Annotated in this window: 20 protein-coding genes; 12 read left to right on the top strand and 8 right to left on the bottom strand. The window is 41.9% G+C overall.

What is annotated here, in order from left to right; translation table 11 throughout:
* The first annotated feature begins 50 nt into the window (after positions 1-50).
* Both CYK47_RS09810 and CYK47_RS09805 read left to right on the top strand, forming a co-directional pair.
* On the top strand, positions 51-692 hold the full coding sequence (locus CYK47_RS09810; RefSeq protein WP_122901275.1) for a hypothetical protein: 642 nt from the start codon (positions 51-53) through the stop codon (positions 690-692).
* A gap of 70 nt (positions 693-762) precedes the next feature.
* Positions 763-1,758, top strand: a complete 996-nt coding sequence (locus tag CYK47_RS09805) for an Lnb N-terminal periplasmic domain-containing protein (RefSeq protein ID WP_122901273.1) — start codon at positions 763-765, stop codon at positions 1,756-1,758.
* A 2-nt stretch (positions 1,759-1,760) separates the two neighbouring features.
* Here the strand turns inward: CYK47_RS09805 and CYK47_RS09800 are convergent, their stop codons facing one another.
* Together CYK47_RS09800 and CYK47_RS09795 are read right to left on the bottom strand one after the other, a co-directional pair.
* Positions 1,761-3,203, bottom strand: a complete 1,443-nt coding sequence (locus CYK47_RS09800) for a CYTH and CHAD domain-containing protein (protein WP_122901271.1) — start codon at positions 3,201-3,203, stop codon at positions 1,761-1,763.
* Between the two features lie 74 nt (positions 3,204-3,277).
* Entirely contained in the window at positions 3,278-4,735 is a 1,458-nt protein-coding gene (locus CYK47_RS09795; protein WP_122901269.1) for a CYTH domain-containing protein, read from the bottom strand.
* 134 nt (positions 4,736-4,869) lie between these two features.
* Here CYK47_RS09795 and CYK47_RS09790 point away from each other — a divergent pair, with 134 nt between their 5' ends.
* From CYK47_RS09790 to rapA, 7 genes are all read left to right on the top strand, one after another.
* Positions 4,870-5,226: an Mpo1-like protein gene (locus CYK47_RS09790; protein ID WP_122901267.1), complete on the top strand. Its 357-nt coding sequence runs from the start codon at positions 4,870-4,872 to the stop codon at positions 5,224-5,226.
* 83 nt (positions 5,227-5,309) lie between these two features.
* Positions 5,310-5,930, top strand: coding sequence for a thiamine phosphate synthase (gene thiE / locus CYK47_RS09785; protein ID WP_122901265.1), 621 nt, complete (start codon positions 5,310-5,312; stop codon positions 5,928-5,930).
* 32 nt (positions 5,931-5,962) lie between these two features.
* Positions 5,963-7,264: a glutamate-1-semialdehyde 2,1-aminomutase gene (gene hemL, locus CYK47_RS09780; protein ID WP_122901263.1), complete on the top strand. Its 1,302-nt coding sequence runs from the start codon at positions 5,963-5,965 to the stop codon at positions 7,262-7,264.
* Between the two features lie 147 nt (positions 7,265-7,411).
* Positions 7,412-7,831 (top strand): GlcG/HbpS family heme-binding protein, encoded by a 420-nt coding sequence (locus CYK47_RS09775; protein ID WP_122901261.1) that lies wholly within the window; start codon positions 7,412-7,414, stop codon positions 7,829-7,831.
* A gap of 300 nt (positions 7,832-8,131) precedes the next feature.
* Positions 8,132-8,833, top strand: coding sequence for a phosphopantetheine-binding protein (locus CYK47_RS09770; protein WP_122901259.1), 702 nt, complete (start codon positions 8,132-8,134; stop codon positions 8,831-8,833).
* A 120-nt stretch (positions 8,834-8,953) separates the two neighbouring features.
* A complete protein-coding gene (locus tag CYK47_RS09765; protein ID WP_122901257.1) occupies positions 8,954-9,598 on the top strand; it encodes an RluA family pseudouridine synthase in 645 nt (214 codons plus the stop codon).
* 126 nt (positions 9,599-9,724) lie between these two features.
* Positions 9,725-12,562: an RNA polymerase-associated protein RapA gene (gene rapA / locus CYK47_RS09760; RefSeq protein ID WP_122901255.1), complete on the top strand. Its 2,838-nt coding sequence runs from the start codon at positions 9,725-9,727 to the stop codon at positions 12,560-12,562.
* Positions 12,563-12,623: 61 nt separating this feature from the next.
* On the opposite strand, the gene fabR is transcribed toward rapA, so the two are convergent.
* A complete protein-coding gene (fabR, locus tag CYK47_RS09755; RefSeq protein ID WP_122901253.1) occupies positions 12,624-13,316 on the bottom strand; it encodes an HTH-type transcriptional repressor FabR in 693 nt (230 codons plus the stop codon).
* Positions 13,317-13,472: 156 nt separating this feature from the next.
* Here fabR and CYK47_RS09750 point away from each other — a divergent pair, with 156 nt between their 5' ends.
* The gene (locus CYK47_RS09750; protein ID WP_122901251.1) at positions 13,473-14,537 is read left to right on the top strand and encodes a ferredoxin reductase; all 1,065 of its coding nucleotides are present in this window, start codon (positions 13,473-13,475) and stop codon (positions 14,535-14,537) included.
* A gap of 15 nt (positions 14,538-14,552) precedes the next feature.
* Entirely contained in the window at positions 14,553-15,647 is a 1,095-nt protein-coding gene (locus CYK47_RS09745) for a fatty acid desaturase family protein (protein WP_122901249.1), read from the top strand.
* Between the two features lie 36 nt (positions 15,648-15,683).
* Here CYK47_RS09745 and CYK47_RS09740 read toward each other — a convergent pair whose 3' ends face one another.
* A complete protein-coding gene (locus CYK47_RS09740) occupies positions 15,684-16,325 on the bottom strand; it encodes an HAD-IB family phosphatase (RefSeq protein ID WP_122901247.1) in 642 nt (213 codons plus the stop codon).
* Entirely contained in the window at positions 16,292-17,482 is a 1,191-nt protein-coding gene (locus CYK47_RS09735) for a DUF1615 family protein (protein WP_228722440.1), read from the bottom strand. Before CYK47_RS09735 ends, CYK47_RS09740 begins: the two co-directional genes overlap by 34 nt.
* An 80-nt stretch (positions 17,483-17,562) precedes the next feature.
* Here CYK47_RS09735 and dusB point away from each other — a divergent pair, with 80 nt between their 5' ends.
* Positions 17,563-18,585 (top strand): tRNA dihydrouridine synthase DusB, encoded by a 1,023-nt coding sequence (dusB, locus tag CYK47_RS09730; RefSeq protein WP_122901243.1) that lies wholly within the window; start codon positions 17,563-17,565, stop codon positions 18,583-18,585.
* Positions 18,586-18,787: 202 nt separating this feature from the next.
* Here dusB and CYK47_RS09725 read toward each other — a convergent pair whose 3' ends face one another.
* The 3 genes from CYK47_RS09725 to CYK47_RS09715 form a co-directional block, all read right to left on the bottom strand.
* The gene (locus CYK47_RS09725) at positions 18,788-19,840 is read right to left on the bottom strand and encodes an NAD(P)H-dependent flavin oxidoreductase (RefSeq protein WP_122901241.1); all 1,053 of its coding nucleotides are present in this window, start codon (positions 19,838-19,840) and stop codon (positions 18,788-18,790) included.
* Positions 19,841-19,980: 140 nt separating this feature from the next.
* A complete protein-coding gene (locus CYK47_RS09720; protein ID WP_122901347.1) occupies positions 19,981-21,192 on the bottom strand; it encodes a YeeE/YedE family protein in 1,212 nt (403 codons plus the stop codon).
* Positions 21,193-21,386: 194 nt separating this feature from the next.
* A complete protein-coding gene (locus CYK47_RS09715; protein WP_122901239.1) occupies positions 21,387-21,728 on the bottom strand; it encodes a hypothetical protein in 342 nt (113 codons plus the stop codon).
* Between the last annotated feature and the right edge of the window lie 197 nt (positions 21,729-21,925).

Here is a 21,925-nt window from a genome sequence, read left to right as displayed (position 1 = left end):
AACCTTTGCCTTAATCTAAAAATAGCCTAAGCATTCAGAAGAGGGATAAGATGCAGGATAATGCGATTGCGATACAAAGTTTAAAAAACGATATTGCGCTGTTGCGTCAGCAAGTTTGGCCACCACAAGAGTTGGCTCATGTCGAAGGATTACCGATTTATTATGGTTCAGCCACACAAGTAGAGCGCTATGCAGCACAGTGGCAAGAACTCATTACTCGGGCACAAGATTTATTCCAACCTTTTATGGCAGATGAAGGCGAGGTCGTGGATGCGATTCATTTGCCGAGTCACTTAAACTTACCGTTATTTTATTTTCATGTGGATCGGATTCGCATTAATAAAACGCGTGCCAAAGAATCCAAAACTTTTCGTGGTGTAGCCAGCTTAATTGAGAAATGTGGTCAATTTGAACAAAGCGAAATCTTTGCCATGCAAGATTGGCTTGCCACAGACAGCACTGCAGCTTTGGTCGCGCACCGTGAATTTATTGATTTACGCACCTATGTGTTTCAGCATGGGCAAAGTGACTATACCCGTACCCGTTTTTACGTCAATGGCATTGTCTTAAGTGTTGAGCCGCATTTTAAATTGGTTGATGCACGCGATAAACCACGTAAACAACGTAACGATAGCTATAGTGACCCGATTGCTGATAACGGAACATGGAAGATATTTGCCAAAAATCGTTAAAAATATTAATACTACATCCCATATACTGCATGTTAGGCTAAGGTGAATAAAACAACAAGAATGACGTGCTATGCCAACATGGATTGTGCTGTGTTATGCGATTTTTTTACTTGCCACCAGTCTTTGGGTAGGTTTATTTATTTGGGTACAACAACCCGTATCAGCTGCACTCAGTGATCTGCTGATCAGTTTGTGGTTGATCTTTGCTGGGCTATGTTTTTACTTGCGCACGCCTACTCAGTCGTATTTAAAAGCGCTGCCTGCATTGTATATGATTTGTTTTGTACTGCTGGTCGGGGTGTTTTTCTTACTCAAGCCGTACAATGAGCGCAATTGGCAAAGCAATGTCGAGCGTTTAGTGAATTATCGCTTTGTCGATGGGCAAGTCGAGATTCACAATGTGCGTAATTTTATTTGGCACAGCAAGGAGCACTACACCACGCAATGGGAAACACGGCGCTATGCTTTAGAAAATATTAATCGGGTAGATTTAATTATTTCGCACTTTATTCAAGGCCCTGTTGCCCATGCCTTTATAAGCTTTGGCTTTAAAGATGGCCAGCATTTGGCATTTTCTTTAGAAGTGCGCCAAGAACAACACGAAGGCTTTTCGATTGTAGGCGGCTTTTTTCGCCAATATGAATTGGCGCTGGTGGTGGGTGATGAAAATGATGTGATTTATACACGCAGTAATATTCGTAATGAAGATGTCTATCTTTATCCGATTCAAATGCAAGACACCGAAATGCAGATGCTGTTTTTAGAATATCTGAATAAAGCCAATCGTCTGAATCATCAGCCACGTTGGTACAACACCTTAGTCAGTAATTGCACCAATATTTTATTTGACCTCATGGAGCATGCCATGGGCAATATACCGCGTGATTATCGGGTGGTCTTACCAGGTTTACTACCCAACTATTTATATGACCATGGGCAACTTGATCCAAGCCTAAGCTTAGCGCAGTGGAAGCAGCGCGCGCATGTGAATCCTAAAACGGCTCATTTAAGCCAAGGCCCAGATCATGCTCAGTCTACATTTTCTCAGCTGATTCGGCAGTACTAAACTTAAAACTTGGCCTGTGTACTAAATTGTTGTAACACCAGTGCAGCACGGGCTAAGACCTGCTGTTGTTGTGCTCTGAGCCAGCCCAATATAAACCAATAGCGCGGCTCTTTTTCAATCACCGTGCAGACAAGGGTTTCGGCCACGCTTAAATCATTAAATTCCCCCAGTACTTGTTGCACAGGTTTTAAGGCAGTTAAATAGGCTTTTAAGGTTTTGTCTTTAAATAAACCTCGGCTGAACTCAAGACTATAACGCAACTGTTTGACGCGTTTGCGTAAGTGATGCTTTTCTTCAATGCTTAAATCCATAAACTGCGCTGCTTGGTGCATGATTTGATCTTGTAACTTCACGATGCGCTGTCGTGCCAATTTTGGCAGAGGATCTACTTTTTGATGCACAGGGCTTTGGCTAAAGGCAATTAATTCCAGCCACAATAAAGTGGTGCTTGGCGCTTGTAACAAACGCGATAAATTCACGCTTTTGCCTGCGTTTTGCGGTAATTTTAGGATTGGAGAGCCTGCTTGTTGTAACTGCGGGATTAAGCTTTCAGTTAAGGCATCTTGGTCACGGGTTGCGCCCAACTGTTGAAATAAAGTTTTAAGTTGTTGTTGCCACAGTGTTAAGTCAGCGTTTGTCCAATCTCTAAAACTTTTAAAAGCAGTTCTTAGGCGGCGAATCGCCACACGTAGTTGATGGACATGCTCAGCATGATAATTATCACGCGCAATTGCACTGGCATTGGGCAAGGCATGTTGCAAACACTGATTGACCATGCTGCGTAATGCCTGTTCAGATGATTGTGAAGGCTTAAGGACATAGGCGCTTTGATACGTGGCAGCCTCAGCTTGATTCTGTAATAAGGCATAGCCACGCTCAGCTTTACTTTGTGTGTCTAAATACAGAGCATATTGTTCGACCCATGGTCGGATGATCGCAATTAAGTCAGGCACTTGACCACTTTTTAGCTCAAATTCAATTTCTGAAATTTTGGTTCTTTTGTGCGGCGTGATTAACCAGCCTTGGTCTAAGGCAATTTCAATACAACTGTTGTGATGCTGTTGCTCTAAAACATGGCGTTTGACGTCGGTACTGAGCTGACGCGCCAGCATAGATTTTTTCTTTAGCACTGGTTTTAACAGGGCTTTCGCTTGAGGATGTTGTCGATAGCAGTTTAAATCCAGTTTTTTAGGCACTTGCGCTAGAGTAATATCAATTTCCAGCCGTTTAGCAGCTTGGGGGCTGGGGGCTTTTAGGGTTTGTTTCCAAACTCGGTCTTCTAGACGTTGTCGTAAAGAAATATGCTGCTCGGCTAAGCTCAACGTTGGAGTATCGTAATAATGTGCCACGAGCGCAACAGACGTTGGCTGCATCTGTAAAATGGCGGCGGTTAAGGCATTTCTTTGTGAAGTTGGAATTTGGAATTTAAGCTCAATCTCAGACATCTCAGCGGCTCTTTTTTGACTATTTTAATGACTATATACCCAAAATGAGCCGAGAGATGTAAGCCAAAGGCGGCTTATTTTAAAAATTTACGACTGAATAAGAACTGCGCCGTGGCTTCTAAGACACGTTCTGCATAGACTTCTTGTTTGGCGGTGAGCCAACCCAAGGCAAACCAATCACTTGCGGCTAACTCTGTATCTTGTAAATATTGGCTAGCCAGACTAAGTAGCAAATATTCTTGTGCAGCAATATCAGCATCGTGTAAGGCTTTGGCATATTTTTGCAAATTTTTCACATCATAAATTTGCGTGAGCAAAGGGAAGCTAAATTTGAGCTGTTGCAGTGCGCCAATCAGTGGGTCAATCGAGCTTAAATCTTCAATGGTCGCCTGATTGAGCGCATCTGCGAGTTGCTTATAATGTTGCTGTAAGCTCTGCTGCGCGGTGGTTTTTAAATCAAATAAAGAGTTTGGTTCGGCATGTCCTAAACTAAAGGTCAGCAACTCTAAAAAGTGATGCACATTTTGGGTTGAACGTACCAAGTTGTTGAGTTTTTCTGTGGCATACAGTAAATCTTGAGCAAGACTGGCAGTGGTGTTGGGGTTTTGTAGCAACTGTTCTAAGGTGCTTTGCATATGTTGTAAATGCTTTAGTTGCTCAAATTGACCTTTAAATGCGGCCAATTGATGCGCCCATTTATCGGAAATATCTGCGCTCCAATCTTTAAACAGTAATACCGTCAAATGTAATTGATGCAAAGCCAAATGCGCTTGCTGAATATGCTCAGTGCTTGCTACGCCAGCCGACATCGCTGCAATATTGGGTAATAAGTGTTGCATCTGCTGTGCCACTAAAGCGCGTACATTGGCATCAGCCGTGTCTTTTTTGGTGAGTTGTAAATCTTTAACGCTTTTGGCGGGGCTAACCGTTAAATCATCTGCCAATAAATTCCCAAATTCAGCTTTGCTGCGTACATCAAGCCACAATTGGTATTTTTTCACCCATTCAAAGCTAAAGGCCAACAAATCCTGCACCGAGCCACTTTTTAGCTCAAACTCGACTTCGTGTACAGCTTGGCGACGACCTTGGGCGCGAATTTCACCAATATCCAGACTCACTTCAATTTCACTTTCACCATACGGTAGTACCCGCAAAGTACGTGCAATATCAGTTTCAAAAATCAGCTCTAATTGCTTGAAATCTTCTCCTAAAGCGGCTTTTAATAATTCTTTTGCTTCAGGCACATCGGCATATACGTTTAAATCTAAATCGGGTGATTGTTGCAACACGCCTAAGTCATGGTTATGTTCAAAACGGGCTAAATGACTGCGGCTGGCTTTAAAAGTTTGTACCCACTTGTCGCCTTCTAAACGCTGCCGAATCGCGGCGTGTGCTTGAGCCAATTTTTTATCTTTAGTGTCGTAATACTTGGCTTGAAGTTGAAGTTGTGCAGATTTTTTGGGATCTAAGGCTTTCATTAATGCAGTACGACGCCCCTCAGGAATCTGAAATTTAAGTTCGACTTCAAGCATATCAATCACTTTTATAAAAATGGACGCCTCATTGTAACTAAAAAGCAGATGAAGAACAGGGCGGCTATGTTGCTTTTGAGCACAGCTTGTCGCATGTTAGATAGCACGATATACAAGAATAAAAGGATTTAAACATGAACGCTTTGCTACAACCGCAGTTGCCCATTGACAATTATCAGCAGTTTTATCGTTTTTATTTGAGTGAGCATCGTAATATCACCAGCCGCCAGTTACACGTTTTAGGCAGCAGCATCGGTTTGGCCAGTGTGGCTGTCGCCTTGTTTAAAGCACGGCCACGTTATGTATTGTATGGTATTGCCGCAGGCTATGCCTGTGCATGGCTTGGACATTTTAAATATGAGCGCAATCGTCCTGCCAGTTTTAAACAACCGCTATACAGTTTTATCTCGGATTGGCGCATGTTGGCAGATGTGCTACGCGGCAAGATTAGTCTAAAAAATCAGAGTTTAGATAAAATTAACTGCGAATAAAGCCAGTGACTCAGCCACGATCTTTTGCTCAAGGGCGAACAGTGCCATAATGCGCCATTGTTTAAATTTAGAGTATTTGGCACATGCGCGGTTTATATTTAATTACCAACGATGATCCAATTGAGCTATTGCTTGCTAAGTTAGAAGGCGCAATGGCAACCTATGAAGTGGCTGTATTGCAATATCGTCGCAAAAAAGTGCCAAAAGAACAGCAAGGCTACGAAATTGAGTACATGAAACATTTATGTGCCCAATACAAAGTACCCTTTGTGATTAATGACGATTTAGAAGCAGCGGTGCATTACGGTGTAGGCGTACATTTGGGTCAAGATGATGGCTCGATTGTAGATGCGGTAGCACGTTTACCTAAAAACGTTTTAATTGGGCGTAGCTGTAACAACTCCTTAGAATTGGCTAAGCAAGCAATTGCAGATGGTGCTAATTATGTAGCGTTTGGCGCGATTTTTGCCACGGAAACCAAGCCAGAAGCGGGCAATATTGGTTTAGAAACCTTAAAACAAGCCAAAGCTGAGCTAAATGTGCCAATTTGTGCGATTGGTGGCTTAACGGTTGAAAACTCAGCTGAGGTTATTGCTGCCGGTGCCGATCTATGTGCTGTGATTAGTGATGTTCTAGATCGTTCGATGTCTGCGGTTGGCCAACGTGTCTATGATTGGTCAGAATTATTTGCCGACCAAGCTTAAATTTTTATTTCATTTTTATTTGAGAATACAACATGCGTTTATCTGCAAAGCAAGAACAACTATTTAAACAAGCCAGCAAACATATTCCAGGTGGCGTGAATTCACCGGTACGTGCTTTTAATGGTGTCGGTGGTACACCGGTATTTATCGAAAAAGCCCAAGGTGCGTACCTGTTTGACGTAGATGGTAAACGCTATGTCGATTATGTGGGTTCATGGGGTCCAATGATCTTAGGTCATGCCCATCCTGACATTATTAAAGCGGTACAAACAGCTGCGGTTGATGGTTTAAGCTTTGGAGCACCTACCGTATACGAAACCACATTGGCCGACATTATCTGTGAAATCATGCCATCGATTGAATTGGTACGTATGACCAACTCAGGCACAGAAGCCACCATGACTGCGATTCGTTTAGCGCGTGGTTATACAGGGCGTGACAAAATCGTTAAATTTGAGGGCTGCTACCACGGTCATTCAGACTCATTACTCGTTAAAGCAGGTTCAGGTCTTTTAACCAAAGGTGAAGGCGAAGCGACATCAGCAGGTGTGCCAGCAGATTTTGCTAAACATACTTTAACTCTGCCGTATAACGACATCGAAACCTTAAAAGAATGCTTTGCTAAATTTGGCTCTGAAATTGCCGGTGTCATTGTCGAACCTGTGGCAGGTAACATGAACTTGGTTGCGCCAATCCAAGGTTTCTTACAAGCCATTCGTGATGTGTGTGACGAGCATGGCTCAGTATTCATTATTGACGAAGTGATGACCGGCTTCCGTGTAGGCTTAGGCGGTGCACAGGCGCATTATGGCGTAACGCCAGATTTAACCACGTTGGGTAAAATTATTGGTGCGGGCTTACCTGTGGGTGCCTTTGGTGGTAAACGTGAAGTGATGGAATGTATCGCGCCACTTGGTTCTGTTTATCAAGCAGGTACATTGTCGGGTAACCCATTGGCAATGCGTGCCGGTATTGAAATGTTTAAACATTTACGTGCTGAAGGTTTCTATGAAAACTTAACGGCGAAACTTGCTAAGTTACTGGCAGGTTTACAAGCAGCTGCTGATGAAGCCGGCATTGCCTTTAAAACCCAACAAGTCGGCGGTATGTTTGGTTTGTACTTTACAGATCAAGATGACATCACTAGCTTTGACTCAATGCTGAAATGTGATGTTGCTGCGTTCCGTCAATTCTTCCATGGGATGCTAGAGCGCGGTGTGAACTTAGCGCCATCGGCATTTGAAGCAGGCTTCTTCTCAAGTGCACATTCGGATGAAGATATTGAATTTACCATTCAAATGGCAAAAGAAACGTTTGCTGAGATGAAGGGTTAATTCAGACCTCTCCCTGACCCTCTCCTAAAAGGAGAGGGTTTTTGTTTTGATTTGAAATAACGTATTTGACTGAATCCTTTCTTGTCTTGTGCCATATAGGCTTTAGGATTAGGGGAAATTATATTTTAAAGGTAAGGAATACTTTTGATGAAAACCAAACATTATCTAACTTTAAATGATGCCGAATTTTTATTAGAACAGGCCTATCAATATGCCAAACAACATAGTTTTAAGGTAAGTATCGCCGTGGTCGATGACACAGGCACTTTACTTGCCATGAAACGTATGGATGGCGCATCGCCAATGACGGCCAACTTATGTCTAGAAAAAGCCAAATGCTCTGCCATGAGTCGTCATCCGTCTAAATTGTTTGAAGATATTATTAAAGGCGGTCAAATGGGATTTTTAACCATGCAGAGCTTTTCAGGTATGTTAGAAGGGGGCGAGCCGATTATGTACCAAGGTCAATTGGTGGGTGCGATGGGTGTTTCTGGGGTTAAATCTTATGAAGATGCAGAGATTGCACAGCAGGCGATTGCCCAATTTTTAGCACAGCCTAATCTTTAGCTTTGTAAGCCTAAGCGTACAAGATAAAGTGATAATTGCCTCTATATCTAAGTTTAGATTTTTATTATCTTAAAGCCATAGGGAACAGGAAGTTTCCAGAACCAAAAACAACAATGATAAGTTCTACAACACATGGAAAGTTAGGTACGACAGGAGTTATACCTCAAGCAAACCTATACCCCCAAAAAGCCCGACAGGATGTCGGGCTTTTTTATTGGTTTAAACTTGCCTGCCCAGTTGTTTAAAAATTTTTTCAGCTCAAGCTTGCTATAATGGCGTTTTTGTTTGCTGAGAAGATGAATGTTGTACCCCATGCCCAAGAAAATCCAATTGCAGCCTTCCCAAGCTAAATGGCAGATTGCAGCAGGGCAATCGGTGTTGTTATTGGTGGGTTTACATGAGTTACGTCAGCAAGACAATCAACAGCATGAGTTATTGCTAAACCTTAGGGCTTTGGTTAAAAAAGCCAAAGCTTTAGATATTGTGATGCTGGATATTTATGGTGATGACGTCATGCAAGGGATGCAGCGTTTAGGTGAGTTATTGTCACAATACCCGCAGTTAATGATTGCTGGACAAATTACCCCAATGCTGAAACAAATTCTGCCGCATTTATATAGCGTGACCGAACAGATTTGCCTGATTGAAGATGCGATTTTACTTAGCAATCAAGAACAACATATTCAATGGCTAGATAGTTTAACTGCACAAGGTTTTCAGCATATCAATAGCTATAGCTTAAAACGCTTATGGTCATTAAGTGCGCCAAGTGAGCAGATTTTATCGCCCAAAGGAATTCTACTTGCCATTGCTGAGCAGCTTGAATTAGACGCTTTGGAAATTGATCCCACCGAAGATTTACGCACTTATGGTTTAGATTCTGTGGCCATCGTCAGCTTGATTGGTTTATGGCGTGCCAATGGTGCTGAGATTGTTTATGAGGATTTTCATGAGCACAACAGCCTACAAGCATTAATGCAGTTTTTGTTAAATTCGCGTTAATGCTGCTTTTTCGCGGAAAAGCGAAAAAAAGCCAAGCAATTATGTAATTCTGCATTGTAATTATGCCTTAAGCTTTTTATCATTGCCGCCTTATTTTTGTGATCAGCTTGGATTGGAATCTTGAGTAATTTTCTAACTGAACACCTGATTCATCGTGATCGGGATTTTATGGTCATTCATAAACCCGCAGGCCTACTCACGGTTCCCGGTAAAACTGAGGATTTACAAGATTGCTTAATCAATCGCTTATTAGCCATTGAACCGAATACCTTACTGATTCACCGTTTAGATCGGGATACTTCAGGCATTTTAGTGTTTGCCTTAAATAAAATGGGGCAAAAATCCATTGCACGTCAGTTCCAAGAACGCCAAACCGAAAAAGTGTATCAAGCTTTGGTGGCAGGTACGCTACAAGGCGAAGGCATTGTGGATGTGCCAGTGATTTACGATCCAAGCCGTCCGCCATTACATATTGCCGCGCCTGAACATGATAAGCCGGCGTTGACCCATTGGCAGGCATTGGAACATTTTGACATTCAAGGACAGCCAGTCACACGCGTTCAACTTAAACCGATTACTGGTCGTTCGCATCAACTACGTGTGCATATGCAATATTTAGGTCACCCCATTGTAGGCGACACCTTATATGCCACGCCTGAACAACAACACTTAATGCCGCGTTTATGTTTACATGCGGCACAGTTAAGTTTTATGCATCCATTTCGCGAAAAACCTGTGGCATTTGATTGCCCAGTTCCGTTTTAAGCGCTCAAAGAAATAACCTGAACAAAGCTCACTTTTTGGTGGGCTTTATGTCACAATATATTGCGATAAGACGGTGTTTTCTGCTCCAATAAAGTGTTGAGCGCCGTCATAATTTTACAGATAAAGGTGGAAAAATTGCAGCAGTTTGCTATTGGTCAACGTTGGTTGTCAGACACAGAAACAGAACTCGGTCTAGGTGTTCTTATTGATGTAGATGAGCGATCGGTCAGCATTTTATTCCCAAAGAGCGACGAAACCCGTGTCTATGCGCGCAGCAATGCGCCTTTATCTCGTATTGTGTTTAATGCGGGCGATGAACTGCATGACCAAGAAGGCACCACGTGGAAAGTCGAATCATTTGAAGACCGTGGTGGTGTATTACGTTATAACGTGATCCGCACTTTAGAAGATGGTTCAGAAGAACGTAAATCGTTAAACGAAACCCGTATTGGCGCGACGATTCAATTGTCTAAGCCTTTAGAACGTCTATTGGCCAGCCAAATTGACTACAAAGAATGGTATGACTTACGTATTGAAGCGATGCTGATGCAAGCCAATATGCAAAGCAGCCGTTTACGTGGTTTTGTCGGTTCGCGTGTCGGTTTAATTCCGCATCAATTGTATATTGCACACGAAGTCGGTCAGCGTTTTGCACCGCGTGTCTTACTTGCCGATGAAGTCGGTTTAGGTAAAACCATTGAAGCAGGCTTGATTATTCATCAACAGCTTAAAACTGGTCGTTCAGAACGTATTTTGGTACTCGTGCCTGATTCACTGCAATATCAGTGGATGATTGAAATGCGTCGTCGTTTTAATCTTGAGTTTTCGCTGTTTGACTTAACTCGTACTGCATCAATCAAAGAACACGACCCAGAACAAAACCCGTTCTTAACTGAACAACGTATTATTGCTTCTGTCGATCTGATGATTGACCATGATGACTTACGTGAGCAAGCATTAGAAGCGGGCTTTGACTTACTGGTGGTGGATGAAGCGCATCACTTAATGTGGAGTGAAGAAGAAGGTGGTAACGACCGTTACGATCTTGTTGAAGAGCTTGCTCAGCAAACCGCTGGCGTTTTACTGTTAACGGCAACGCCTGAACAATTGGGTGTCGAAAGTCACTTTGCCCGTTTACGTTTACTTGATCCACAGCGCTTTAGCTCGCTTGATCGTTTCTTAGATGAAGAAGAGCAATATCAACATACCGCTAAAATTGCTGAAGTGTTGATGTCAGATTTGCCGCTTGAAGAACAGCATTTAAGCGCGCTTGAAGGTTTACTCGGTCATCGTATTGAAGATCAGCCTGAACAACGTTTCCGTGCCATTCATGAACTTCTTGATCGTCATGGTACAGGGCGTATTTTATTCCGTAATACCCGTGAAGCGATTCAAGGCTTCCCAGGTCGTGATTGTCAGCCTGCGCCACTGATTGCACCAGAAAACTGGTCTAAAGATGGTAAATTACGTGAACAAATGTGGCCAGAAGAAGCACAGCTTGACGGTGCTTGGATGGAACATGATCCACGCGTTATGTGGCTGATGGAAAAACTGCGTGTCGATTTAAAACACAAAAAAGTGCTTTTAATTGCCCGTAGTGGCCCTGTGGTTGAAGCTTTAGAAAACGTACTGCGTTTACATGCTGGCATCCGTACTGCGATGTTCCATGAAGGCATGAGTTTATTAGAGCGTGACCAAGCTGCGGCTTACTTTGCTGAAGACTCATACGGTGCACAAATTTTACTGTGTTCTGAAATTGGTTCAGAAGGGCGTAACTTCCAGTTTGCTTCAGATTTAATCTTATTTGATTTACCGGCAAACCCTGACGTTTTAGAACAACGTATTGGTCGTTTAGACCGTATTGGTCAAGAAAACCGTATTCAAATTCATGTGCCATACCTGATGGGTACTGCACAAGAGCGCATGTTCCGTTGGTATAACGAAGGTTTAAACATCTTTAGTAATATTTCACCAACGGCACAACCCCTACAAGAAAACTTCATTGTGGATTTAAAAGATTGCTTATTGAGTGATCAAGGTCAGCGTTTTGAAGATTTGCTTGAGGAAGTGTCTGTACAGCGCGAAGCCTTAGAGCGTGAATTACAAGCGGGTCGTGACCGTTTGCTTGAGTACAACTCATGCCGTCCAATGGTGGCGCAAGAGATTGTCACTGCACTTGAAGACTACGATGACAACACCACTTTGCCAATGTTTATGAAGCGCTTTATGGCTTCAACCAACATTGATTTTGATGAGCAAAGTAACGGTACCGTTATCATCAAGCCAACTGATCAAATGCAAGTCCAAGGTTTAACGCTTGACGAAGAAGGTATGACTGCGACCTTCTACCGTGACCAAGCGCAAATTCGTGAAGATGCACAGTATTTAACTTTAGAGCATCCATTTACCGAAAGCGTGATGGAAATGATCAATACGCAAGGCTTTGGTAGTACCAACGTAGCGATTTTAAAATCGGCAGCGCTACCACAAGGTTCTGTACTGGTTGAAGTATGGTTTAAAGTTGATGTGGTAGCACCAAAAGCCTTGAACTTACCAGCCAGCTTACCGCAACAATTGGTGCGTGTATTATTAAGTGAAAAAGGTCAGGATTTATCGCAAAAAATCGCGCCTGAAATTTTAAAACCTTATTTACATCATTTAGATGGCAACAGCTGCCGCCAAGTGGTGAAAGCACGCCGTGATGTAATTGAAGCACGTTATGCTCAAGCTTTAGAACTTGCCAAAGCTGCGTTGCCTCAATTTAAGCAACAAGCCAAAGAAGTCTATGGCGGTAAATGGCAATACGAAATTGACCGTTTAACTTACCTAAAACAATTTAATCCAAGTATTCGTGAAGATGAAATTTTACGTCTACGAAAATTGCAAAAAGAAGGTTTAAGTTTACTTGATGGTTTAGGCGTAACACCTGAAGCGATTCAAGTGATGGTTGTGGTTAAACCGTAAACCCAACTTAAATAAAAAAGCAGCTTTCGAGCTGCTTTTTTATTGCTGAATGAAGTGCAGATTAACGAATCTTGGCTTCATCTAAATGACGTGCGCCCTCTAAAATCATGCGTAACATAATCATGGTTTGCTCAGCCACCACTTTACGTTCTTCACTTGGCATATCAATCACTTTAGCGCCCATATTAAATACCAATTGGGTAATGGCTTTGGCTACTAAGTCAGGATGTGCAATTTTACTGCGATTAATACGTTCTAAAACGATTAAATCTTCTTGAAGTTCTTGTTGGAAAAAATTTAACTGACGTTCTACTGCTTCTTTATAAGATTTAGAACCGGTATAACCTTCACGTAATAATAAGCTTAAGTTGCCTTCATCAGCATCGAGCTGTTCAATAAAGACTTCAACTGAAGTACGGATAATGCTGCTTTGTTTAGAGGCTTTTAAACGTGCTTGATGCAAAATTTGCCGTAATACAATGCCTGAACGTTCAATCAATTCAATGGCTAATTCATCAATGTCTTTAAAATGGCGGTAAAAACTATTCGGTGCAATGCCAGCTTCGCGTGCAACTTCACGCAAACTTAGCGCGGCAATACTTTTGGTTGGGCCAATTAAATTGAGTGCAGCTTGGAAAAGTTCTTCTTTAGTAATAGTGGCTTTACGTCCTACTGAACGCGTAATCACCGGCTCTGTTGGCAGTGACTCAGCAGAGTGCACATCGGTACTGGCATGAATTAAAGACGGGTTCATAAGAATAAGGAATATAAAGACATCTTTAGCATTATAGCGAGTTTTGCGGCTTTATTGTGATTTGTTTATCAAGTGGATAAAAGCTGATCGAATATCTATACAAATATATATACATGTGTATAATAATTAAAATGTCGTCGGTTTTGGTGCATCAATATGCATACAACAGTAAAAAAATCTCCTCTTAATGTGTTATTGAATGCGGTGTTAGAGCCACGCGATGCCGATTTTTGGCTACAAAAAATTAATCCACTGTGGTCGGTAGAGCAGGCCTTGGGCAAAATTGTACATAAAGATCAAACTGCACAGGACACTTTAAGTTTCACATTACAAGTGAATAAACATTTTCAAATGGGTGAGGCAGGTCAACATCATCCTGTTTTTGTGGTGGTCAATGGCGTGCGTTATGAACGTACCTATAGTCTGAGCAAAATCGACGACAAACATGTGTTACTCACTGTTAAGAAAGTCGTCGGTGGTAAAGTCAGTACTTGGTTGCTTGAACAAGCTCAAGTGGGCGATATTTTAGAATTAGGCCAACCTTTTGGTGAAATGACGTTGCCAAAAACGACAGCACCTTTGGTGTTGTTGGCAGCAGGCAGTGGTATTACGCCAATGTACAGTTTGTTGCAAAATTTAGTGCAAACCCAGCAAATTACAGATCAAAACGTAACGTTGTTGTATTGGGTGAAAACTCAAGCCGATGCCGCTTTTGTACAGCAATTTCAAGCCTGGTCAGCACAGTACAGCAACTTTAAGTTTCAGCTGTTATGCACTCAAGAAGCACCTCAAGCGGCACGTTTAAACGCAGAGCATTTAGCTTTGGTTGATCATCTAGAGCAAGCAACGGTTTATGCCTGTGGTCCATCTGGTTTTGCTAAACAAGCCGAACAGGTATTTAGCCAAGCTCAATTGATTCAAACTGAAGCTTTTAGTATGAGCGCTGAATCAAGTGCAGAAGCTGGCTTTGTAAATGTGACTTTAACTCAATCTAATAAAGTTGTGACGATTCCTAAAGGTCAATCGATTTTGGTGAGTTTGGAACAACAAAATATTAAGCCAAAGCATGGCTGTCGCATGGGTATTTGTAATAAATGCGCGTGCAATAAAGCTGAAGGCAGTACCAAGAACATCATTAATGGTGCTCAAAATGCTGAACCTGGTAATTTATTGAAAATTTGTGTTAATTCCGCGCAGTCGGATCTGATTATTGATCTGTAATGGAGCCTAAAAATTATGAATATGCCCGTTAAAATCGAATATTTTAAAAATCCGAAAAACCGTGAATTAACTCAAGCGGACTTGGATAATTTGGCACTGGAACTTGATGCCATTAAACAAGAAGTATTGGATGATATTGGTGAAAAAGATGCCAAATACATTCGTAAAGTGTACTCAACCATTCGTTATACCTCAATTGCTGGCCGTGCTTGTTTATTTGCAGGTTGGTTCCCGCCAGCATGGGTGTTAGGCACAGGCTTACTTGGCGTTGCCAAAATTTTAGAGAACATGGAATTGGGTCATAACGTCATGCATGGTCAATATGACTGGATGAATGATCCTAAGTTTAATGGTCAGACTTACGAATGGGATATTGTGGGTACGGCAGACAACTGGCGTCAAACCCATAACTATAAACATCATACTTATACCAATATTAAAGGGATGGATGATGATATTGGTTATGGTTTGGTGCGTTTGTTCCCAGAGCAACGTTGGAAGCCAGGACATTTATTACAGCCTTTATATAGCATCCCATTTTGTACCTTGTTCCAATGGGGCGTAGCCATCCAGAACTTAGAAATTGGTAAAGTTTGGATGGGACGCAAGAGCAAACAACAGCTCAGTGCAGAATGGCAGCCATTAAAGAAAAAAATCTCTAAACAGTTGTTTAAAGATTATGTATTCTTCCCACTCATTGCAGGTCCTGCTGCATTGCCAGTATTTACAGGCAATATGGTCGCCAATGGTATTCGTAACGTGTGGACTTTTAGCATTATTTTCTGTGGTCACTTTACCAAAGATGTCGAAGTATTCCCAAAAAGTGTGATGCAAAATGAAAGCCGTGGTCATTGGTATATGCGCCAAATTCGTGGCTCATCTAACTTAACTGGTTCAGAAGCATTCCATATTTTAACTGGTCATTTGAGTCATCAAATTGAACATCACTTGTTCCCAGATGTACCGGCACGTCGTTATCGCCAAATGGCACCTAAGGTTGAAGCGGTATGTGAAAAATATGGCTTAAACTACAACAATGCCAGCTTAGTGAAACAATATGGCAGCGTGTTAAAACGTATTGTGAAATATGCGTTCCCATTTAAAAAATAAGCTTGCTATAAAAAACCACCCAATTGGGTGGTTTTTTTATGCTGATTTTAATACTAAAGGTGGTAAATCTAGATCTCGTCCAAGCATAAATGGATAGTCGGCAAGGGCGAGCAAAGCTTCATCTTCGTGGCTATTGCCATAGGCATAAATATTCGCAAACTGAGTTAAATCATAAGCTGCTTGTACGCGCAGGCTTTTTTGCTCCGCACTACAATCAGGCGTTTGATAATGCCCAGTCAATTTGCTTTGCCTAATCTGCGGTTGGGTACAGATTAAATCAATATCTAAATAATCACAGAGCGGTTTTAGATACAGATCTAAAGATGCAGACACTAAGGCGACACGATCCCCCCGTGCTTGATGCGCTTTAAGCCGAATCAACAGCGCGCTATCGAGTGTACCAATTAAACTTTGTGCATATTCATTGGCGATGGTCTGAATGCTTGTCGCATCTTGATCTTTAAACATGGTATAAAAAAGCGTCTGCCGCATTTGGTCGGCAGGATAGCGCTTGCGATAATAAGCTTGAATTTGCGGCAGAATTTTTAAACCCTGCCGTACAATGTGGCGTTTTTTCAGCGCGTAAAAAATAAAGCCCGTAAAACTATCTTGGCGACACAAGGTGCCATCAAAATCAAATAAGGCTAAATTTTGATGCGTTTGGCGCGTTGCATACATGTTTCATAACGTCCATTAACTCGGCTGGCAAACCAATTGGTATTGTAATCACGGCTCAGTTTAGGGCCTGAAATGACCACTTCGGGCATCACTGCGTAGATCGGCTGTTTACCAGTTTTTTCCTCATATAAGCGTATAATTTCTTTATAAGTTGCCGTGTCTTCAAATTTCTTTTCTTTTTCTTTTTTCAAATCAGAACGAATTTGGCGTGGTGTAATAAGTACTTTTTCGATTGCAAATAGATTAATTAACGCAGTTTCAGATTGACTCTTTTGTGCACGTTCTGAACCATCTTTGCTATAGAGCAGTAAATCACCATCTAAATCGAGGTCAATTTGAGCAATCGCATTTAACATTTTTTGAAACGCGGCATTACGACTTGAGTACATGCCCGAGTTATAGTCAGCAAAGCGGTAAATGGCGCGGTCATAGTCAGCTGGATACATCATTAAACGATGGATGCCGTAATATAAGCCACCATATTGGCTGTATAAGTCGCTACGTAATTCGGCAATATTACCACCTTGACGCTTATGTTCTTTGGCATAACTAATATGCACCTGCATCGAGCCTAAAGTGGTAATCGGATTCATTTTTTCGCCAATATCTTGACCCACTAATTTAGCAGCACCTGTTAAGGCACTGACATGGTAATGTTTGGACATATAGTCAAAAATTTCACGATATAATTCATCTAATTCACGCTCAGTTTTGACTTTGCGCATTTGGCTTAAATAATTATTGTCAGGGGTAGGTTGATTACGTAGAACATCTTGGAAATAACCTGCTACTGTGCCGCCAATCTTTTCACCTAATTTTTCAGTAAACTTTTCTTCTAAACGATCTTCGACTTCTTTGACCGCTTTTGTGCCTAAGCCAGCGACTTGCGGGTCAGCCACAAAGTTAGATTCCTGATCGACCACTGCAATAATACTGCAAATGTTATCTTTATTTTGAGGAATACCAAACTGCTTGCTAATGTCATAAATATCTTTGGCCCAAGCTTCACGTTGATTGACACGCGTTGGAATGAGCTTTTGAATTTGTTCAGTGTTTAAGCTCGGTTCATCTTGATTATTCCACCATGCGGTATCACCGCAGGCCGTTAAACTTAAACTAAGGGCTGTTATAACAACAGGCAAACAAGCGTTTTTCATAACCATAAACACGCAGTAAACAGGTGAGCTGAAAAGGTAGATGCAGTATACTCACAATATCGTAAAAGTTAAGAATATATATGTATATTGGTCCCTATCAACTGTCAAATAATTTGATCGTTGCACCGATGGCAGGGGTGACGGATCGACCGTTCCGTACCTTATGTAAATATTTTGGCGCAGGGCATGCGGTCAGTGAAATGATGACCTCAGATAAAACCTTGCGTATGAGTAAAAAAAGCTTGTATCGTGCCAATTTCGACGGCGAATTGGCACCGATCTCCGCGCAAATTGCTGGCTCTGATCCACAGGATTTGGCGGAAGCTGCACGTTATCAAGTGGCTAATGGCGCGCAAATTGTTGACATTAATATGGGCTGTCCAGCCAAAAAAGTTTGTAATAAGCTGGCAGGTTCGGCATTGTTACAAGATGAAGATTTAGTGGCACGGATTTTAGATACAGTCGTAGCGGCGGTGGATGTTCCTGTCACCTTAAAAACCCGCCTTGGTTATTTAAATGGTCAAGAAAATATCATGCGTGTTGCTAAACGTGCTGAAGAAGCAGGGATTGCTGCACTGGCCTTACATGGGCGTACTCGTGAAGATATGTATTTAAATACAGCACGTTATAGTCTGATTAAAGATGTTAAAAGTATGCTGGGTATTCCAGTTATTGCCAATGGTGACATTGATAGCCCAGAAAAAGCCAAATATGTGTTGGATTATACTGGTGCTGATGCGGTGATGATTGGACGTGCTGCACAAGGTCGTCCATGGATTTTTCGTGAAATTGCGCATTATTTAGCAACGGGTGAGCACTTGGCTGCACCTTCTATTGCAGAAGTACAACAGGTGTTGCTCGGTCATTTAAGCGAATTGTACGAATTTTATGGTGAATACTCAGGTTGCCGAATTTCACGTAAACATATTGCGTGGTACACCAAAGGTTTACGCTCTAGCAATGAATTTCGGCAAAATATGTATAAAGTAGAAAATACTGTAGATCAATTTAAAGTGGTTGAGGAGTACTTTAATCAATTGCTTGCCCATGGTGAAATCATGAGTGATGTACAAGTAGAAGCTGTAAATTTACTGCAACCTTAAAAATTTAAAAGCAAAAAAAACCGCCCTTAAAAGGCGGTTTTTTTAGTGTAGTGCGTTAAGGAGTTGCTATCGTTTCTACTGTCGCTACCGGTTGTTTTTGCGACTTGTTTTGCAACATATCCGCACCAAATCCAACTACCACTAAAAAAATTAATACATAGCCCACAATTTTTCCCCAAAAAATAAGCGAGCTGATATTAAACTAAAATGTGCGAGGTAGCTTCATTTCGAGTACAACGAGATTAATTAAATCGGCGGGTTCTAAGGCTCGAATTTGTGCCACACGTGTGCCTGCCCAAAAGGCAGCAAAATCATACTGATCATGTTCGGCAGCAATACTATTTAATTGTTTCGCTAAATCATAGGCATAGGGATAAGCGGCGACATTTGGTCGTTGTGGATGATCGATTTGAGTATGCCAATGATTAATTAAACCGCGAGCAGGACGTCCTGAAATGCTGCTGGTAATTTGTGTAACAGGTTGTTTAAATAAAGCTGCCCGATAGGCTGCATTGGCATTTGAGCTTTTACATTGAATAAAAGCCGTACCCATTTGCACTGCACTGGCACCTAGATTTAACATTTTTGCTGCATGTTGCCCATTCATAATGCCACCCGCCGCGACAATCGGTAGGCTGCAATGTGCGCTTAATAGTTGTACTAAATCTTTGGTGGTAATGGCACTGTCTAGATGTTGGTTGAAAATACCACGATGTCCACCAGCTTCAATGCCTTGGGCAATAATCACATCAATACCCGCTGCTTCAATGGCTTGGGCTTCGATTAAATTGGTGGCAGAGACCATCGTCACAATGCCAGCGGCTTTTAATGCCTGAATTTGTTGTGGATGCGGAATACCAAAATGAAAACTCACGGCTTGAGGGCGCGTTTCTAAGACCACTTTTAAATAATCGTCATTGTCTAAAAAGCTTGGATAAATACAATTGAGTTGTTGTGGTGGTTGTACCTGATATTTTTGAAAAAAAGGCGCCATATATTCACGCCATGCTTGTGCCTGTGCAGCATCGAGTACTTGAGTTTGATGACAAAAGAAATTGACTTGAAATGGACGGTCGGTGAGTGCTTGGGTGGCTAAAATTTGCTGCAATGCTTGGGCTGGGGTATGCGCACCTAAACCTAAAGCACCTAGACCACCCGCATTGGAAACTTCAGCTGCCAATTGTGGGGTAGTCACACCTGCCATGGGGGCCAGAAATATAGGATGTTGTAACTGTAATAATTGTTGTAAAGGCATATTAAAGCTCCTGTCTTCAGGCTTACTTTGCCAAGTTTGCTTGTATTAAGCAACGCATCCAACAGACAAAATAATCAACATCACCGCTTTAAATACTAAACTGAACACCATAAAAAAGCCCATCGAAATGGGCTTTTTAGTTAGCAACCTGTTAATTTTTCAGGTTGTGGTTTTTCATCTAGAAAGAAGATTGGACGTAGTTTGACACCTACACCATTGCCAATAAAGGCAAAGATCAGCCATAACCAACCATGTAAACTGCCTGAGGCAATACCACTAAAATAAGCACCAATATTGCAGCCATATGCCAAACGTGCACCATAGCCCAATAAAATACCGCCCACAATTGCGGCAATTAAGGAGCGTGCTGGAATGTTAAAATTAGGTGCAAATTTACCTGCAAGACTTGCTGCCAATAAAGCACCAAGCATAATGCCAAAGTTCATCATAGATGTAATGTCAAACCATAATGAGTTGGCTAAGGCTTTGGCATTACTGGGTTGTTGCCAGTAATCCCATACGCTCACATCCACACCTACCAGCATGGCAGCTTTAGCACCCCAAACTGCCAAGGCTGAGGTAACGCCCCATGGACGACCTGCTAAGGCTAAGGTGGCAAAGTTAAGCACAGTTAAAATTAAACCACCCCAAATTAAAGGCCAAGGCCCTTGTAAGAAGCGTTTAAACCCTTGATGTTGGCTTTGTGGTTCAATTTCTAAACTGCCATGGCGTTTTTTCTCCACCCAGACGGTCGCCAAAGCAATTAAGGCAAACAGTACAAAGTTCAGCAATAATGCAGGCATCACCCCAAGACTAGTGACCATAGACATTGGTCCTAAACTTGGTAGAGCAAACCACCACTCTAGATGGCTCGTCGCAATTAACGAACCAACACAAAAGAATACTAAGGTCACTAACATACGCGAGCTACCACCGCCAACGGTATACAAAGTCCCCGATGCACAGCCGCCACCCAATTGCATACCAATACCAAAGATAAAGGCGCCAATCATCACTGACATAGATACAGGATTGACGTTGCCTTTAACGGGATTGCCAAATAGTTCGCCTGCACCTAAGGCTGGGAAGAACAATAATACAGCCACGGCCAGCATAATCATTTGGGCACGTAAACCACGGCCACGGCCTTGTTTAATAAAGACACGCCAGCTAGATGTAAAACCAAATGAAGCATGATAAAGCGTCATTCCTAAGGCGCCGCCAATTAAAAATAATAAGGCTTGGTTTAAGCCCACAAATTGATAGGCACCCAAGGTCCCTAGTACTAAGAAAATACTCGCCACCCAAATCGAAATATTCGAACGATTGGCTGGAGCTGCAACAATAGACATGAAATACACAAACAACAGCAAACAATAGCGCTGCATTGTAATGCAATCTTATAATTAAATATTATATGTAGAATGATAATGTATTAAATATTATTGAGAATAACCAATTTAAGATATAAGTTAAATTCATATATAAATCTTATTTAGCATTAAAAAACGCCTCAAGAGAGGCGTTTTTGAAGCATACGTGGTGATTACTGTGCTTTTTCTTTTACATTAGCAGCACCTTGTTCAACGGCTGCGGCAGTGGCAGCAGTGGCATCTTTCGCCGCTTCTTTAGCATTATGTGCTGCAGCTTCTGCATGCGCCGCAGCATTATTTGCAGCACGCTCAGTTGACTCAGCGGCATTATCAACCGCAGTTGCAGTGGCATTCGCTGCATTTTGGCTCGCATCTTTTACATCATGTGCAGCTTGATCAGCTGCGTTTTCTAGATGTTGACCTGTAGTTGCACCTGTTTCTGGCGCTTTTTCTTTGCTACAACCGACTAAAGCAACAGTAGCAGCTAAACCTAATGCAACGAGTAATTTATTCATTCTATATTCCTTTTAATTATCTGTCCGACAACGGCCCACAGGCAATATATGCTGAAAAATTATAAAAATAAAGATGATGAATTGTTGAACAAATGTAAAAAAGGCCGAGTGCTTGCACACTCGACCTTGTACAGTTTAGGCTGAATTATTGTCCAGAACGAATAATATAATCAAAAGCAGACAGTGATGCTTTCGCG

This window comes from Acinetobacter sp. B51(2017) (assembly GCF_003711395.1).
GTDB lineage: Bacteria > Pseudomonadota > Gammaproteobacteria > Pseudomonadales > Moraxellaceae > Acinetobacter.
Note: the sequence above shows the minus strand (reverse complement) of the source record. Positions and strands in the feature narration are given on the sequence as shown.